The sequence below is a fragment of the Marinobacterium stanieri genome (genome assembly GCF_900155945.1).
GTDB classification, from domain to species: Bacteria; Pseudomonadota; Gammaproteobacteria; order Pseudomonadales; family Balneatricaceae; genus Marinobacterium; species Marinobacterium stanieri.
In genome coordinates, this window is the sequence record NZ_FTMN01000001.1 from 807,821 (window position 1) to 825,122 (window position 17,302).

16 protein-coding genes and 1 tRNA gene are annotated in these 17,302 nt (G+C 57.9%); 15 read left to right on the top strand and 2 right to left on the bottom strand.

Annotated features, from left to right (window positions below; all coding sequences use genetic code 11):
* Window positions 1-3: 3 nt before the first annotated feature.
* Window positions 4-1,482 carry a coniferyl aldehyde dehydrogenase gene (locus BW956_RS03710; RefSeq protein WP_276327816.1) on the bottom strand — a complete coding sequence of 493 codons (1,479 nt, stop codon included), beginning with the start codon at window positions 1,480-1,482 and terminating at the stop codon, window positions 4-6.
* Between the two features lie 165 nt (window positions 1,483-1,647).
* On the opposite strand from BW956_RS03710, the gene BW956_RS03715 reads away from it, so the two are divergent.
* From BW956_RS03715 to BW956_RS03750, 8 genes are all read left to right on the top strand, one after another.
* A complete protein-coding gene (locus BW956_RS03715) occupies window positions 1,648-2,616 on the top strand; it encodes a flavin reductase (protein ID WP_076460928.1) in 969 nt (322 codons plus the stop codon).
* A 31-nt stretch (window positions 2,617-2,647) separates the two neighbouring features.
* Window positions 2,648-3,418, top strand: coding sequence for a glucose 1-dehydrogenase (locus BW956_RS03720; protein WP_076460930.1), 771 nt, complete (start codon window positions 2,648-2,650; stop codon window positions 3,416-3,418).
* 10 nt (window positions 3,419-3,428) lie between these two features.
* The gene (locus tag BW956_RS03725) at window positions 3,429-4,220 is read left to right on the top strand and encodes a fumarylacetoacetate hydrolase family protein (protein WP_076460932.1); all 792 of its coding nucleotides are present in this window, start codon (window positions 3,429-3,431) and stop codon (window positions 4,218-4,220) included.
* 687 nt (window positions 4,221-4,907) lie between these two features.
* Window positions 4,908-5,819, top strand: a complete 912-nt coding sequence (locus BW956_RS03730) for an acetaldehyde dehydrogenase (acetylating) (RefSeq protein ID WP_076460934.1) — start codon at window positions 4,908-4,910, stop codon at window positions 5,817-5,819.
* 14 nt (window positions 5,820-5,833) lie between these two features.
* Window positions 5,834-6,862, top strand: a complete 1,029-nt coding sequence (gene dmpG / locus BW956_RS03735; RefSeq protein WP_076460936.1) for a 4-hydroxy-2-oxovalerate aldolase — start codon at window positions 5,834-5,836, stop codon at window positions 6,860-6,862.
* A gap of 54 nt (window positions 6,863-6,916) precedes the next feature.
* Window positions 6,917-8,239 carry a spinster family MFS transporter gene (locus tag BW956_RS03740; protein ID WP_076460938.1) on the top strand — a complete coding sequence of 441 codons (1,323 nt, stop codon included), beginning with the start codon at window positions 6,917-6,919 and terminating at the stop codon, window positions 8,237-8,239.
* Window positions 8,240-8,310: 71 nt separating this feature from the next.
* The gene (locus BW956_RS03745) at window positions 8,311-9,078 is read left to right on the top strand and encodes an SDR family oxidoreductase (protein WP_076460940.1); all 768 of its coding nucleotides are present in this window, start codon (window positions 8,311-8,313) and stop codon (window positions 9,076-9,078) included.
* A gap of 13 nt (window positions 9,079-9,091) precedes the next feature.
* Entirely contained in the window at window positions 9,092-10,420 is a 1,329-nt protein-coding gene (locus tag BW956_RS03750; protein WP_076460942.1) for a serine hydrolase domain-containing protein, read from the top strand.
* Window positions 10,421-10,723: 303 nt separating this feature from the next.
* Here BW956_RS03750 and BW956_RS03755 read toward each other — a convergent pair.
* Window positions 10,724-10,800: transfer RNA gene (locus BW956_RS03755), tRNA-Pro, on the bottom strand.
* Window positions 10,801-10,960: 160 nt separating this feature from the next.
* Here BW956_RS03755 and BW956_RS03760 point away from each other — a divergent pair.
* Genes BW956_RS03760 through BW956_RS03790 form a run of 7 tightly spaced genes read left to right on the top strand, consistent with a single transcriptional unit; the run spans window position 10,961 to window position 17,214 of the window.
* The gene (locus tag BW956_RS03760; RefSeq protein ID WP_175611960.1) at window positions 10,961-11,617 is read left to right on the top strand and encodes a thermostable hemolysin; all 657 of its coding nucleotides are present in this window, start codon (window positions 10,961-10,963) and stop codon (window positions 11,615-11,617) included.
* Entirely contained in the window at window positions 11,610-13,031 is a 1,422-nt protein-coding gene (locus BW956_RS03765; protein ID WP_076460946.1) for an AMP-binding protein, read from the top strand. The genes BW956_RS03760 and BW956_RS03765 overlap by 8 nt, the downstream gene beginning before the upstream one ends.
* An 11-nt stretch (window positions 13,032-13,042) precedes the next feature.
* Window positions 13,043-13,693: an iron-containing redox enzyme family protein gene (locus BW956_RS03770; protein ID WP_076460948.1), complete on the top strand. Its 651-nt coding sequence runs from the start codon at window positions 13,043-13,045 to the stop codon at window positions 13,691-13,693.
* A gap of 9 nt (window positions 13,694-13,702) precedes the next feature.
* The gene (locus BW956_RS03775) at window positions 13,703-14,524 is read left to right on the top strand and encodes an SDR family oxidoreductase (protein WP_076460950.1); all 822 of its coding nucleotides are present in this window, start codon (window positions 13,703-13,705) and stop codon (window positions 14,522-14,524) included.
* 2 nt (window positions 14,525-14,526) lie between these two features.
* Window positions 14,527-15,183, top strand: coding sequence for a tetratricopeptide repeat protein (locus BW956_RS03780; RefSeq protein ID WP_083702916.1), 657 nt, complete (start codon window positions 14,527-14,529; stop codon window positions 15,181-15,183).
* Between the two features lie 10 nt (window positions 15,184-15,193).
* Window positions 15,194-15,859 carry a response regulator gene (locus BW956_RS03785; RefSeq protein ID WP_076460952.1) on the top strand — a complete coding sequence of 222 codons (666 nt, stop codon included), beginning with the start codon at window positions 15,194-15,196 and terminating at the stop codon, window positions 15,857-15,859.
* Window positions 15,856-17,214, top strand: coding sequence for a HAMP domain-containing histidine kinase (locus BW956_RS03790; RefSeq protein WP_076460954.1), 1,359 nt, complete (start codon window positions 15,856-15,858; stop codon window positions 17,212-17,214). Before BW956_RS03785 ends, BW956_RS03790 begins: the two co-directional genes overlap by 4 nt.
* The last annotated feature ends 88 nt before the right edge of the window (window positions 17,215-17,302 follow it).

Here is a 17,302-nt window from a genome sequence, read left to right on the forward strand (position 1 = left end):
GTCTTAGTCCTTGGTGACCTGTGCTCGCATCATCGTCTCGAACTGATCATGGTGCGGCGGCAACATGCCCCACTCTGCGCGCGGATCATAGGCCGGTGCACGGAATAAGGTTCGGGCGTGGCTGAATTCCAGGAAACCTTCATAGCCGTGATAGTGACCCATACCGGAAGCGCCCACACCACCGAAGGGTGCTTCGTGCATGGCCGCGTGCATCAGCAGATCGTTGACGGTAACACCACCGGACAGGGTCTGTGTCAGCACCTGCTGCTCTTCATCCTTGTCCTGACCGAAGTAATACAGCGCCAGCGGACGGCCACGGCTGTGGATATCATCAAATACCTCGTCCAGTTCGTTGTAGGTTTTGATGACCAGTGCCGAGCCGAAGATCTCTTCCTGCATGATCTGGCTGTCGGCCGGCGGATTGATCGCCAGGCGCAGAGGACGCTTGCGAGTGCTCGAAGCTGCATCCGGATGCGAGGATTCAATACGTACACCGCGGTCTTCGGCGTCGGCCAGGTAAGCTTCGACACGCTGCAAGTGGCTGTCGTTGACGGCTGCGACCAGGTCCGGGTTGTCATCCACGGTTGGATAGAGGGCGCAGAAATGAGTTTTCAGCGCAGCGATGCTGGCTTCCAGCTTTTCGGCCGGCACATAGAGCACATCTGGGCTGATACAGATCTGGCCACCGTTGGTGCCCTTGGCAATGGCCAGGCGACGGCAGGCGTCGTCCACATCAGCACTGCGCCCCAGAATCACCGGTGACTTGCCCCCCAGCTCCAGCGTCACCGGCACCAGGTTCTCGGCGGCAGCACGCATGATTTTGCGCCCTACGGCGGTGCTGCCGGTAAAGACCAGATGGTTGAACGGCGAGCCGGCAAAAGCAGCGCCGATTTCAGCATCACCGGTAGCCACCGCGATCACTTCAGGATCCAAATGGGTACTGATCAGCTCGGCCACCAGCGCAGCGGTTTGAGGCACCACTTCCGAAGGTTTAAGAATGGCACGGTTGCCTGCTGCCAATGCGCACGCCAACGGGCTGAACAGGGTAAACAGAGGCGCGTTCCAGGTACCGATAATACCGACACTGCCCTTGGGTTGGTGCATGACCTCGGCTTCGCCCCCCATCTGGTCATAGGGTGCAAAAGGCGTGCGTGAGTCGGTTTCCAACCAGGTGTCCAGGTTGTCACGGGCATGCTTGAGCGACCCCAGCGAGCCGAGAATATCGTTCATGATCGAAAATGCACGCGGGCGACCACCGTTCTGGCCTTCACCAAAGTCGGCCCCCATGGCATCGGCCAGGGCATCGCAGTTATCCACCAGCAGATCGATCACCTGCTGAATGCGCGTCTTGCGGGTTTCGGCGCTGACCGCACCTGCACGATTAAAAGCCTGCTGCTGGGTCTCCAGAAGGGAATGGATACCGGCGGGTGTCGTTACGGCTGCAGCCATCGTTTTCTCCTTGGTTTCATCCGGCCATCGCAACGGCCGTCTTTATTTTTATGACCGTCACATTACTACCCCCTCTAGCGCATGAATACCTCGTCCGGACGGACGAGCTCGCGTTTCAGTCTTAGTCCATAAAGACGATGATCCCCCTTGTCACCGCTGCAATACTCGCCTCAGACTCACCGGCCAGCAGAGGCAGATATGACTAATAATAACTTCGACTCCAAAGCCTTTCGTACTGCGCTTGGCACTTTCACTACGGGTGTCACCATCATTACAGCAACCGCCCAGGATGGCACTCCCGTCGGGATTACCGCCAACAGTTTCAACTCGGTTTCCCTGGACCCGCCTCTGGTGCTCTGGAGCCTGGCCAAAAATGCCAACAGCTTGCCGGTATTTACCGAATCCAAGTTCTGGAATGTTCATGTTCTGTCAGTCGAGCAGGAAGCGCTGTCGGGCCGTTTTGCTTCCCGCGGCGAAGACAAGTTTGCCGGCCTGGAGCTGGATGAAGGTCTGACAACCGCTCCCCTGCTCCCCAATTGCACGGCCCGTTTTCAATGCCGTACCGCCTTTATGCACGATGGCGGCGATCACATCATTTTTATTGGAGAAGTGCTCGGGTTTGACCAGAGCGCGCATCCTCCTCTGGTGTTTCAAAGCGGCCAGTATGCACTGGCGGCACTCAAGCCTCGTGAAGAGGTGCGCCTGACCAGAAGCGAACCGCCTCCCGAATGCAGTTACACCGAAGACCTGCTGGGCTACTTGCTGGGCCGCGCCCACTTCCAGCTGGTGAACCGGTTGCAGGTATTGCTGAACGAGCAGGGACTGGACCAGCCACAGTTTTTCATTCTCTCGGTCCTCTGTATTCGCGACGGCCTGACATTGGACGACATCAATGAATATATCGCCTATACCGGCTCCGCCGTGGATCTGGCAGATATGGAATTGCTGATCAAGGGCGGCCATGTCGTGATCGAACAGGGGCGGTACCGTCTGACCGCCGATGGACGCGAAGCCTCGTTGCATCAGATCGCCCAGGCCAAAGCCGTGGAACAGGATGTGGTGGAAGCGTTGGGGCTGGGTGACGCCATGGCGCTCAAGCTGCTGCTCAAGCGCGTTATCGGGAGCACCGATCCGGGACTGCCGGACCTGTGGTCTGTACCTGCCTGATTTTCTGAGTATCCAATCACAAGGAGTTTCCATGTCTCTTCTGGACAGTTTCAATCTGGACGGCCAGGTCGCTGTCATCACCGGCGCCGGGCGCGGCCTGGGGCGTGCCATTGCCCTCGCCTACGCTGAAGCCGGTGCCGATGTCGTTTGCTCGGCACGCACGCTGGCGGATGTGGAGAAAGTCGCCGACGAGGTCCGCTCTTTGGGGCGCCGCGCACTGGCCGTCAGCTGTGACGTGAACGACCAGGCTCAGCGAGAAGCGCTGGTTGCCGCCGCCGTTGAAGGTATGGGGAAGGTTACACATCTGGTCAACAATGCCGGCGGTTCCGGCCCCAACGACCCGCTTAAAATGACGCCTGATGAGTTTGCCGGCGTACTGGAATTCAACGTGACATCCGCTTACTCGCTCACTCAGCTGTGCGTGCCGCATATGCGTACTGCCGGTGGAGGCAATGTCATCAACATCACCTCCGGTGCCGCACGCTATATCCAGCAGCACTTCAGCGCCTATGGCACCGCCAAGGCAGCTTTGACACACCTGACCAAGCTGCTGGCTCAGGACTTTGCGCCCGATGTGCGCGTCAACGCCATCGCCCCCGGCCCGATTCGAACGGCAGCACTGGAAAATGCCGCCCCTGCCGCAATGCTGGAAAAAATGGCCGAGAACACGCCACTCAAGCGCATCGGCGAACCCGAAGATATTGCCGCTGCGGCACTCTATTTAGCGACCCCTGCATCCAGCTGGGTCACCGGCAAGGTGATCGAAGTAGACGGCGGCGCTGAAGGCAGCGTTTGGGGATAAGGAGAACCACATGAGCCATGCACTGATTGAACAGCTGGGACAGGAACTGCACCAGGCACTGAAAACGGCCAGCACCCTGCCGCCGCTGGTGGAGAGCCACGATGGCCTGACCATTGATGATGCCTACCACATTTCCCTGCACACACTGAAGCTGCGCGAAGCCGATGGCGAGCGCGTGATTGGCAAGAAGATTGGCGTCACCTCCAAGGCCGTGCAGGAGATGCTTAATGTGCATCAACCTGACTTCGGCTTTCTGACCGATCGCATGCACTTTGCCGATGGCGCCGAGGTGAGCCTGTCCAGGGCAGGGCTAATACAGCCCCGTGCCGAGGGCGAGATCGCCTTCTGTCTGAAGCAGGACCTGATCGGCCCCGGTGTCACCGCCGAGGATGTTCTGGCCGCCACCGAATGGGTCGCGCCCTGCTTCGAGATCGTGGACTCACGCATCGATGACTGGCGCATCAGCATCGTCGATACCGTGGCCGACAACGCATCCTGTGGTGTGTTCGTTATTGGCGAAACCCATACCGACCCGAACAGCCTGGACCTGGCTGCTGTCGCCATGCAGATCGAAAAGAACGGTGAACCCGCCGGTTCCGGTTTGGGCTCTGCCGTACAGGGACATCCAGCCGAGGCGGTAGCCTGGCTGGCCAACACCCTGGGCGAGTACGGCATTCCTTTCCGCAAGGGCGAGATCATTCTGTCCGGTGCGTTGGCACCGCTAATCCCGGCATCGGCAGGTGACCATTTCAGCCTCACCGCCGAAGGCTTGGGCAGCTGCTCGATCCGGTTTGTGGAATAACCGCTTCGCGCACGGAGTGCGCTCCCACAGCTAAAGGTGAGGCTTGGGGGCTTGTAGGAGCCCACTCTGTGGGCGAATGAATCAGGTAAAGAGCTTCCGCCCCCACAGCCTGGTGTGAGGTTTGAAGTGACTTTGTAGGAACCCACTCTGTGGGCAAATAGCTCAGGTGAGGTTTCGCGCACGGAATGCGCTCCCACAATGAAATGTGGTTATGCGCCTGATCTGTGGAAACTCACTCTGTGAGCGATGAATCGGTTGCCAACTTGGTGCGCAGAGCGCACTCCCATAGCCGGCCTGAGGTTTGGGATGACCTTGTGGGAGCCCACTCTGTGGGCGAATGGCTCAGGTACAGGCTTCGCGCACGGAGTGCGCTCCCACAATGAAATGTGGATATACGCCTGACCTGTGGGAGCTCACTCTGTGAGCGAATGAATCAGGTAAAGAGCTTCGCGCGCGGAGCGCACTCCCACAGATAAGTGCCATGTGTGGTGATGGGTGTGGGAGCTCGCTCCGCGAGCGAAGGCTACAAACAAGAATAAGTGGAACAGACTATGTCCAAAAAACTGAAAGCGGCCATCATTGGCCCGGGCCGCTTTTTCGGAGTAAGCCGGCACCGACCTGCTGATAAAAATGAAGCGCTCCGAGTGGGTCGAGACTGTCAAATTAAGCAGCCGGGAGAGTAGATAAATGAGTAAAAAACTGAAAGCAGCCATCATCGGCCCGGGTAACATCGGCACTGACCTGCTGATGAAGATGAAGCGCTCCGAGTGGATCGAACCGGTCTGGATGGTCGGTATCGACCCAACCTCCGAAGGCCTCAAGCGCGCCGAAGAGATGGGTATCAAAACCTGCGCGACCGGTGTAGACGGTCTGCTGCCCCACGTCATCGAAGACGATATCCGTGTGGCTTTCGATGCGACCTCCGCCTACGTTCACGCCGAGAACAGCCGCAAGCTGAACGAGCTGGGTGTGATCATGATCGACCTGACGCCCGCAGCTGTCGGTCCTTACTGTGTACCGCCGGTGAATCTGGCTGATCATGCCAAGAACCTGGAAATGAACGTCAACATGGTGACCTGTGGTGGCCAGGCGACGATCCCGATGGTAGCCGCAGTCTCCCGCGTACAGCCGGTGGAGTACGGAGAGATCGTCGCGACGGTATCGTCTCGCTCTGTCGGTCCGGGCACGCGTCAGAACATCGACGAGTTCACCCGCACCACTGCCGGTGCTGTGGAAAAAGTGGGCGGCGCCAAGAAAGGCAAGGCGATCATCGTGATCAACCCGGCCGAGCCGCCGCTGATCATGCGTGACACCATCCACTGCCTGACCGAAGGCGAACCGGATCAGGCCGCCATCACCGAATCCGTCCACGCCATGGTGAAAGAGGTGCAGAAATACGTACCCGGGTATCGCCTGGTGAATGGTCCTGTGTTCGACGGCAACCGCGTCACCTGCTTCATGGAAGTGGAAGGCCTGGGTGACTTCCTGCCCAAGTACGCCGGTAACCTGGACATCATGACGGCAGCCGGTTTGCGTACCGCCGAGATGTTTGCAGAAGAAGTATCCAACGGCAGCATCAGCCTGCCTGAGCGTGGCTAACGGAGGAAAGAGACATGAATCTGAACGGTAAAAAAGTCACGCTGCACGATATGAGCCTGCGCGATGGTATGCATGCCAAGCGGCATCAGATCAGCCTGGACGAGATGGTCAACATCGCCACCGGGCTTGATGAGGCAGGTATGCCGCTGATCGAAGTCACCCATGGCGACGGCCTGGGTGGTACATCCGTGAACTACGGCTTCCCTGCTCATAGCGATGAAGAGTATCTGAGCGCCGTCATTCCGAAAATGAAGAACGCCAAGGTTTCCGCACTGCTGCTGCCGGGCATCGGCACTGTCGATCATCTGAAGATGGCCAAGGATCTGGGTGTGTCCACCATTCGCGTGGCCACTCACTGCACCGAAGCGGATGTTTCTGAACAGCACATCGGTATGGCCGCCAAGATGGAAATGGATACCGTCGGCTTCCTGATGATGGCGCACATGGTCAGCCCGGAGAAAATTTTGGAGCAAGCCAGGCTGATGGTCAGCTACGGCGCCAACTGTATCTATGCCACCGACTCCGCCGGTTACATGCTGCCGGATGAAGTAAGCGCCAAGATTGGCCTGTTGCGCGCCGAACTGCCGGCCAATGTGGAGATCGGTTTCCACGGTCACCACAACCTGGGCATGGGTATCGCCAACTCGCTGGCCGCCATTGAAGCCGGTGCTGCGCGCGTTGACGGTTCCGTTGCTGGCCTGGGTGCCGGTGCCGGTAATACACCACTGGAAGTGTTCTGTGCCGTGCTGGATCGCATGGGCGTGGAGACCGGTATCGATCTGTACAAGATCATGGATGTGGCCGAAGACCGTGTCTTCCCGATTATGGATCAGCCGATCCGCGTTGACCGTGATGCACTGACTCTGGGGTATGCGGGCGTTTACTCATCCTTCCTGCTGTTCGCCCAGCGCGCAGAGAAAAAGTACGGCATTCAGGCCCGTGACATCCTGGTCGAACTGGGTCGTCGCGGCACCGTGGGCGGTCAGGAAGACATGATTGAAGACCTGGCACTGACCATGGCGAAAGAGAAAGGCCTTATCTAAATATCCTTTACGTTGCCTGGTACTGCGCTAACAGCAGACTCAAAAGGAGCCCCCATGTTGACGAACAATCCTGCAGTTCATACACCGGTATGGCGTCGACATGGCATGCTCCTGCTGCTGGCTTTGCTCTATACCAACACCTTTATTGGTCGTCAGATCATGGCGGTGATGATCGAGCCGATCAAGCAGGAGTTCGACGCCAGTGATACTGCCATGGGACTGGTTTCCGGGTTGGCATTTGCCGGCGTTTACGCCTTCTTTGGCCTGGGTGCTGGCCGCCTGGCCGATCGCATGAAGCGTACCCATGTGCTGGCGGCCAGTGCGCTGATCTGGAGTGGCACCACGCTATTGTGCGGCTACGCCACCGGCTTTGTAGTGCTGGTAATGGCCCGCATGCTGGTGGCCATTGGTGAATCGGCAGTCACGCCCAGCTCCATTTCCATGATTGCCGACCTCTACCCGGCCAACCGCCGTGCCTTTGCCATCAGTTGCTTCAGCACCGCACCAACGCTGGCGGTGATTATCGCCATGAGTGCAGGCGCCTGGGTGGTGGAAAATTACGGCTGGCGAACCGGATTTATTCTGGTGGCGATTCCGACCAGCCTTATTGCAGCGGTAATTCTGATGGTCAAAGAACCGGTACGCGGCACCTGGGATCATCCTCAAGAAACACAATCAGCTTCGTTGTCACTGCTTGAAACTCTGAAGTCCCTTTGGGATCTGCGCCCCTACCGCTATCTAATATTTGCCGCTGGTTTAAGTACTCTTGGTGCCAATGCCTACGGCATGTGGAATGCGACCTTTCTGGTGCGCTCCCACGGATTGGACCTTCAGCAGGCCGGTATTCTGGCCGGCTTTGTTGGTGGCGGCACTGCAGCCTTGGGCATGCTGTTCAGCGGCTGGATGACCGACCGATTGATCAGCGCCCATCCACGCTGGCAGCTTTTGATACCTCAATTTGGCCACGGCATGGGGATTATCGCCATGACAACCTATCTGCTCTGGCCGGCTGACAGCACAATGCTGCTGTTTGGACATCAAGTTCCCACTGCCATGATCTGGTGTGCACTGAACGGTTTCTTCTCGGTCTGGTGGGTTGGCCCCTGCTTCAGCATGATTACACGACTGGTCTCACCAGATAGCCGTGCCGTTGCCATGGCCTGCCAAACGGTACTGGTTACCCTGCTGGGGGTTGGCGTTGGGCCCCTGGCCGTAGGTGCGCTCAGTGATTTGATGGCGCCTGTGCTGGGTGCCGAGTCATTGCGCTACTCTCTGCTGTTCGGTTGCAGCTCAACACTCCTCGCCATGATCATGCTTTTCGTGGTAACACGTGTGTCCCAACCAGCGAAACCCCGTGAGGCCGCAATCCTAGTCTGAATGGACGAAGAGTCATACGGGACTCGCTTGCATAGTCATCAACAGACACTAATAACAACGAGGACTAGAACATGCCAACTATCGCAGTCACCGGTGCAGCTTCAGGTATCGGCGCCGCCGTATGTGCTCAGCTGGAAAACGAAGGCCACACTCTGATCCGGGTTGACCGTGCCAACGCCGATGTAAATGCGGACCTTTCCACCCCTGAAGGGCGCCAACAAGCGGTTCAGGCAACCCTTGAGCAGTGCGGTGGATCGCTGGATGCTGTTGTCGCCTGTGCAGGTGTAGGGGTAACGGCGCCATCCGTTGGACTGATAGTGGGCGTTAACTATTTCGGTGTGGCCGAGTACCTCGAAGGCCTTGAAACAGCTCTCAAGGCCAGTGGTCGCGGCAAGGCCGTAATCATCGGTTCCGTTGCCGGTAGCCATCAGGTTGCCGCGCCCCATGCCATGGCCGAAGCCATGCTGGACAATGATGAGGCCAAGGCACGTGAGATCGCCGATGACAGTGGCGAGCCCCATACAGCCTATGCTGCCTCCAAATATGCCGTGACCGTCTATGGCCGTCGCAAGGCCGTGGAGTGGAGCCGTCAGGGCATGCGCCTGAACATTATCGCACCCGGTGCCGTCGAAACCCCGCTGCATCAAGCGTCTATTGATGACCCGCGCTTTGGCGAAGCGGTGCGCAACTTTGTTGCTCCGATGGGCCGCGCCGGTACGCCTGACGAAATTGCTTCTGCAACCTCTTTCCTGTTATCAGATCAGGCAAGCTTTATAAGTGGCAGCGTTCTGTTCGTCGATGGCGGTATGGATGCTATGGTCCGCGCACGTCAGTTCTGATAACGGAGTCTTTATGCGAGCAGTAAAACACCTGGCAGCAGTAGCCCTTTTGGGCCTGCCATTGGCGGTTCAAGCCATGGAATGCCAATTGGATAACAGCAACTACCTGTCCGCCCAGGATTCCGCACCGGAAACCATGCAGTGGATGCAGGGCAGCCCACCACCGGCTGATAAACGTTTGCAGCTGGCAGACGGCTCATTCTTCAAGTTTCCTGCACTGCGCTACAGCGTTGGACACATGAGTGAGTTTATACCCACTACCCTGGTGAGCCGCCGCAATACGACGCCTTCCACCCTGCCCTATGCGCTGGATAGTGAACTTGAAACGCTTACCTACACGCCCTGGGGAAGTGACCAGGCCATCAGTTGGAAGCAGATGCTGGCAGAAACCTACACCGATGGCATTCTGGTAATGCACAAAGGCCAGGTGGTGTATGAGCAGTATCTGGGCGGCTTCAAGGATTATCAGCGTCATCTGATAATGTCGATGACCAAGGCCGTTGTCGGCACCCTGGCACTGGATCTGATCAAGCAAGGCAAGATTGACGAAAACCGACTGATTTCTGAATACATACCAGAGCTCAAGCCATCCGGCTTTGGCGATGCCACGGTCAAGCAGGTGCTTGATATGACCACGGGTATCGACTTCGATGAGGATTACTCTGATCCGAAGTCCGAAATCTGGGTATTCTCAGCCTCCGGCAGCCATATGCCCAAGCCCCCCGGCTACAAAGGCCCCAATGGCTTCTATGAATACTTGCCCATGGTGCAAAAACAGGGAGAACATGGCGAAGACTTCAACTACCGCACTGTGAATACCGAAGTGATCGGCTGGCTGGTTGCACGTGTGACTGGCATGTCAGTGGCGGATTACCTGGAAGAGAAAATCTGGAGCAAAATCGGCATGGAACGGGCAGCCCAATTCCAGGTGGATATGCTGGGCACGCCCTTCTCCGGTGGTGGCTTGAATGCAAGCCTGCGTGATATTGCGCGTCTGGGTGAGCTGCTGCGTAATAACGGTGAATACAACGGCGAACAGATTCTGCATCCGGATGTGGTAAAGGATATCCGCGCTGGCGCCCAGTTCCCGGCCTTCAAGAAACCGGCCGATTCCAGCATGGAAAGCTGGACCTTCCGCAGCATGTGGTGGGTCACCGGTAATGAAAACAAGGCGTTCATGGCTCGTGGTGTCCACGGCCAGAGCCTGTATATCGACCCGACTCAAGACCTTGTGATCGCCCGCTTTGCCTCCCACCCGGTCGCGGCCAATAAGGCCAATGACTGTATCAGTCTGCCGCTCTATGAACACATAGTGGACTACTTTTCCAACCATGAAAGGTAAGGGTGGTTTATAAAGGCCATGGACGGTTTTGCGACTACTGAAATGAAGGACCCGCGTTTATAGCCCGCCGTACATATTTGCTCTGATAGCCCTTGCCCTGTTGCAGGGGCTTTTTGTTATGGCCGCCATGAACATGCGGTCACCAACTAGCGACATTGCTCGACAACAGCCGGAACAGGCTTTATACAAGAAGCCAATATAATGAACTGGAGTAAGAGTGAGGATGTGATAAAGACTTTTGGGAATAAGCTGGGATAATTGGCCTTTTATTCAGGCCAACCCTTTGAGACCAAAGGGTTTAAATGGTCGGGACGGCAGGATTTGAACCTGCGACCCCCTGCACCCCATGCAGGTGCGCTACCAGACTGCGCTACGCCCCGACTAGGCGGAAACTGAATGATCAGTTCCGAAGAGGCTGCAAATACTACCCCAAGCTTTTGATAAATGGAAGCTTTTAAAAAGCTGTTTTTTCTTAATCTCCCTTAAGACTTATTTAAGTTTACAACTCCACACTGGGTAGCCATGAAGAGGAGCTACCCTATGAGCATTAACCCTCCACTGGCTCGACAGCCTGTCAGCCTGAGTCTGCATACGCAGCTCGCCCCCCAGCGCAGGCGTGTCGAGCAGTTTATTCATGGTCGTTTCGCACAGGTACATGGCGCCGATGTGCATGATTTCCTGCCAACGCTGGTCAGTTCTAGTAACACCGAAGGCGAACTGACGGCAGCGGCTGGATTCAAGCTGGCCAGTGAAGGCCCTCTGTTTCTGGAAGCTTATCTGGATCAGCCAGTTGAAAGCTGTCTGGCTGCATTTGGGCATATTCAGCCTGAGCGAGAGAAGGTTGTGGAGGTCGGTAACCTTGCCACTGCCAGTCCCGGCCGAACCCGTCAGCTGATTATCGCGCTCGCCGCCTGGTTTGATCGGCGCCAGCTTGAGTGGGCGGTGTTAACCCTGACACCCACACTTATAAACAGTTTTCGACGCCTGGGCCTTGAGGTTCATGTGTTGGCACCGGCACTGCTGGAATGCCTCCCTGTCGGTCTGAGTGACTGGGGACAGTATTACGCGCTACGGCCTCAGGTGGTCGCGGTGTCCGTGCCCGAAAGCGCCCGTTTACTGCGCCAAACGTCAGTCGCAGCAGTTGCCCTGCCTGCAACTCAGTCTGCCCTGCACCCCGGAGTCGCATCACATGGATAACCGTCTGTTCTCGCAACTGGCCCAATGGGCTCAGGTGCAGCCGGAAGGCCCGGCGCTGCAGGATGAGCAGGGCTTGGTGTACTGGGGTGAGCTTCTATCGGAGGTCGACCAGCTGGCCACACGCCTGCAGCATGAGGCCGGTGATCGAATTGCGCTGTTGGCGGATAACAGCCGCCACTGGGTACTGGCGGATCTTGCCGCCATGAAAACCGGCTGTGTACTGGTGCCGGTTCCCCTGTTTTTCAGTGACGAACAACGTGCCAACCTCATTGCACGAGCTGGCATCGATACCCTGATCACTCTGGACCAGGATGAACTGCGCATCCAGAGGATCGATGCTCCGGCGACCGCCTTACATCCCGAAACGGCGAAGATCACCTTTACTTCCGGCACCACCGGTGCGCCCAAAGGCGTTTGCCTGAGCATTGAGCAACAGCTGCAGGTCGCGCTGAGTCTGGCCGATGCGCTGGGCGAGTTGAATATTCAGCGTCACCTCTGCCTGCTGCCACTGGCGACACTGCTGGAAAACGTTGCCGGCGTGTATGCCGCCCTGCTGATGGGTGCCTGTATCCAGCTGCCCTCACTGAGCAGTCTGGGCTGGCAGGGATCCAGTGACCTTGATATCCACCGGCTGATTGGAGCCCTGAACCGGTATTGCCCGGACTCACTGATCACCCTGCCACAAGTGTTGTCCGGCCTGACTGCCGCTTCTGAACAGGGCCAGGCCATCCCACCGCTCAAATTCATGGCTGTCGGCGGTGCCCGTGTGGGCTCATCATTAATGTACCGTGCCCATGCCCAAAAACTGCCAGCCTATGAAGGCTATGGCCTGTCCGAATGCGCATCCGTGGTAAGCCTGAACACCCCGCGCCACAACCGCATCGGCAGTGCCGGCCGAGCATTGCCACACAACCAACTGCAGGTAAATGACGCCGGGGAGCTGATCATCGAAGGCAACCTGATGCTGGGCTACCTGGGCGAACCTGCGCATGCAGGCTCCTATGCCACCGGAGATCTGGTCCGCATTGACGGTCAGGGTTACCTGCATGTGGATGGGCGCCGCCGCAACATAATTATCAACAGCTATGGCCGCAACCTCAGCCCCGAATGGGTGGAGTCCGGCCTGCTGGCGATACCCGGTGTTGAAGAAGCCGTGCTCTTTGGCGATGACCGTCCCCACAACGCTGCCCTGATCTATGCCCCGAGGCAGGCTGATGCCAAGCTGCAGCAGCAGATCGACCGTCTCAACGCCGAGCTGCCCGACTATGCCCGCGTTGGTCGCTGGGCCCGTATAGCCGAGCCACTGCGCCACACCGACCAGTTCTATACCCGCAACGGCCGTCCCCGCCGTAGTGCTATTGCCGAACATTTCGCTAACACGCTTGACGCACTCTACGCCTCTGAATTTTGCTAAGGAATAATCGCATGTCTTTCTACCAACGCCTGCAACTGGAAACCACTGACGCCCGAGAATATCTGCTGACCTCGCCCATCCTGGTGAACTGTCAGCGGGGCGAGATCAGCCTCAACCAGTACACCGCCTTTCTGACTCAGGCCTACCACCATGTGAAACACACTCTGCCCCTGTTGATGGCCTGTGGCAGCCGGTTGCCGGAACGATATGAATGGCTGCGCGAAGCTGTCGCAGAGTATATCGAGGAAGAGACCGGCCATCAGGAGTGGATTCTGAACGATCTGGCCGCCTGTGATGTGCATAAAGAGTCTGTGCGCCAGGGTCAGCCTGCCATCGAAACAGAACTGATGGTGGCCTACGCCTATGACCTGATCAATCGTATCAACCCGATCGGCTTTTTCGGCATGGTTCAGGTACTGGAAGGCACCAGCGTCAACCTGGCCACCCCTCTGGCTCAGATCATCCAGGATCAACTGGGACTGCCGGATACCGCCTTCAGCTATCTGCGCTCACACGGCTCGCTGGACCAGGATCACATCAAGTTTTTTGAAGGCCTGATGGATCGAATTGAAGACCCGGACGAGCAGGCCCTGATTATCCACAGCGCACGCGTGTTCTACCGTCTCTACGCCGATATTTTCCGCAGCCTGCCTGCTGCCTGAGAGGATGCCATGCAATTTGATCGTCGCCATATACTCATTACCGGTGCCAGTGGCGGTATAGGTGCTGCCCTGGCGCGCCAGTTCGCCGGTGAGCGAGCACAATTGCTGCTGCACGGGCGTAATGCCGAAGCCCTGAAGGCACTCGCCGACCAGTGTCATGAACTGGGCTCACCCCGTGCACTGATCTGCAGTGCCGATCTGAGCACGCCGCAAGGTCGCCAGCAGCTTGTCAGCTGTGTCGAACAGGAATTCCCGCAGCTGGATACACTGGTCAACAACGCCGGCATCAGCTGCTTCCAGCTGTTTGAGCAACAATCCCCCGACGCGATTGAGCAGCTGATCAATACCAATATCAGTGCGCCGATTCTGCTCACCCGCGGGCTGATTCAGAAACTTCTGCAGGCACAGGGCGAAGCGCCCCTGATCCTCAATATCGGCTCGGCCTTTGGTGCCATCGGGTTTCCCGGCTACAGCACCTACTGCGCCAGCAAAGGCGCCCTGCGCCTGTTCAGCGAAGCACTGGCACGCGAATACACCGACACCCGCCTGCGCGTGCAGTACCTGGCCCCTCGCGCCACCCGCACTGCCATCAACTCCGAACAGGCCAGCGCCATGACAGCAGCCACCGGCGGCCACATTGACAGCCCTGAGGTTGTCGCCCGTGCCGCAGTAAAACTGATGCGCTCAGGCCGTGCCCAGGCCGCAATCGGCTGGCCGGAAAAACTGCTGGTACGCCTGAACGGCCTCAGGCCGGAATTGATCAGTCAGGTACTGAGCAAGCAGCTCGGCAAAATCAAGGGCTTTGCCAATCAACCCCATACCGGAGCCTGAACATGACAGCCTTCATTCATACGACCTCATCCCTGCTGACAACCGGCCTGCTGACCCTGAGCCTGGGTTGTGCCACTATGGTTCAAGCTGCCAGTCCTGAACAGCTGCTGCCGTTTCAACAGCGCTGGGCACAGATCCAGTATGACCTCAGCGACGAGGACACTCAGGTAAAAGCCTTCGCAACCCTGGCCGAGGATATTGAACACATGCGTAACGCACACCCGAAAGATCCGGAGCTGATGATCTGGCAGGGTATTACACTGAGCTCAGAGGCCGGTGCCAAAGGGGGGTTGGGAGCGTTAAAACTGGTCAAGCAGGCGCGCTCGCTGTTCGAGCAGTCCATTGAGCACGACCCCAATGTCCTGCAGGGCTCGGCCCTGACCAGCCTGGCTACCCTCTACCATCAGGTACCCGGCTGGCCCATCGGCTTTGGCGATGATGACAAGGCAGCAACACTGTTCCAACAGGCACTGCAGATCAACCCGAACGGATTGGACACAAACTATTTTTACGCCGCCTATCTGGTCGACCAGGGCGACAAACAGATGGCGCGTACACACTTGCTGCAGGCTCTGAAAGCACCGCCGCGCCTCGGACGCGAACGGGCTGACAGCGGACGTCGCAGCGAAGTCCAGGCCCTGCTGCAACAACTGAATTAGGAAGTTCTCGATGCGCATACTGGTCGTTGAAGATGATCACCTGCTGGGCGATGGCATTACCCGCGCGCTGACCCGGGCCGGTGAAGCCGCCGACTGGCTCACGAATGCCGAAGATGCACTGCATAGCCTGCAAGTCGAACATTTCGATTGTCTGATACTGGATCTGGGACTGCCGGGGATGGACGGCCTGTCGTTGCTGCGCCAGCTGCGCAAGGCCGGCAACGCGCTACCGGTGCTGATTTTGACAGCCCGCGATGCCATCGAGGATCGGATTGCCGGTCTCGACGCCGGTGCCGACGACTATCTGCTCAAGCCCTTCGACCTGGCCGAGCTGCGTGCACGCTTGCGAGCCATCACCCGCCGCTCCAAAGGCTACACGGATACCCTGCTGCAGCTGGGCGATCTGGAAATCGATACCCAGGCACAGTCGGCCCGCTACAAGGGTGAAACCGTGGTGCTGTCACGCCGCGAGTTTGGCCTGCTGCTGACGCTGGCCGAAAATGCCGGCAAGGTACTCAGCCGCTCCCGGCTGGAGGAGTCCTTGTACGGCTGGGGCAATGAAGTGGAAAGCAACTCCCTGGAAGTACATATTCACCACCTGCGCAAGAAACTGGACAGCTCCGTGGTGCGGACCGTGCGCGGTGTCGGCTACATGATGGACAAACCTGCCGCATGACCTCCATCCGTCGCGCCCTCAGTATCAGCCTGATCAGCATCGGCCTATGTGCCGGCCTGGTCAGCGCCTCGTTGTCCTTTTATGCCGCTACCGATGAAGCCGAAGAACTGTTTGATGCGCAGATGGCGCAGATGGCGCGCCTGATGGCCCAGCTTGCCCCCGGCACCGCCTTTGACTCCCCTCCTCGCCCAGCCAGTGCCGGCGAGGGGGAATGGGAACCGGCACACCCCTACGAAAAACAACTGTCCTACCGGGTACTCAGTTCAGCGGGCAACACCCTGATTCTATCCCCCAGTTTTCCGGAAGGTGTCAGCAGCTCGGCTCGCCCCGGCTATCGGGATCTGGAACTGGACAGCACCCGCTGGCGCCTGTTTACCCTGGCCACACCCGACAGCCGCTATTACATCCAGGTGATTCAGGATGACCACATCCGCCGGGAGCTGGCGATCAAGATCGCCCTGACCAACACCCTGCCTATCCTCATCTTCCTGCCGTTGTTGGGTTTCACCATCTGGTGGCTGATCGGCCGCAACCTGCGCCCGTTGCTGAGTATTGGTGAGCAGGTATCCACGCGCAGCTCGGATAATCTGGACCCCTTGCAACTGGAGCAGATACCGGATGAGGTGGATGCACTGGTATCTGCCCTGAACGAATTGCTGCAGCGTCTGCAGGCCAGCTTTCAGCGTGAGCGCCGTTTCACCGCCGATGCTGCGCATGAACTGCGCACCCCACTGGCCGCCCTGCAGGTTCATTGTGAGAACCTGTTTCAACAATTACAGGACCCTGTTGCCCGCAGTGACTGTGATCAGATCAAGGATGGTCTGGACTGCATGAACCGTATGGTGGACCAGCTATTGCAGCTAAGCCGCCTCGACCCTCAGGAGCACCTGCCGGATATCGACCGCGTCAACCTCAGTGATCTGTGCCGAGACATGATCGGCGACCAGATCGGGTTTGCCATCGAGCGCGACATCGACCTGGGCCTGGATGCCCCGGATACGGACCTTCATATTCCCGGCAATGCCTTTTACCTGGGCCTGATGCTGCGCAATCTGATCGACAACGCTCTGCGCTACACCCCACAGGGCGGCGAAGTTACCCTGGCACTCAATACCCAGGGCGAAAAGGTGCAATTACTGCTGTCTGATTCAGGCCCTGGCCTGGATGAGGATGCCAAGTCACGCGTGTTCGAGCGCTTTTATCGCCAAAGCCAGAAGGCCAGTGGCAGTGGTCTAGGGCTGTCTATCGTCAAACTGATCACTGATCTGCACGGTGCAGAGGTCAGTCTTAAAGACAGGCCGTCAGGACAACAGGGCCTGGTGGTACAAGTGGAATTCAGCAAGGCGTCGGATTGAGGTTTGGAGGGGCTTTTTACAGCTCAGGGTCTTTATTAAAGCCCTGAGCGTTCTATTCAAGCTCAGGGCTTCTATTCAAGCTCAAGGC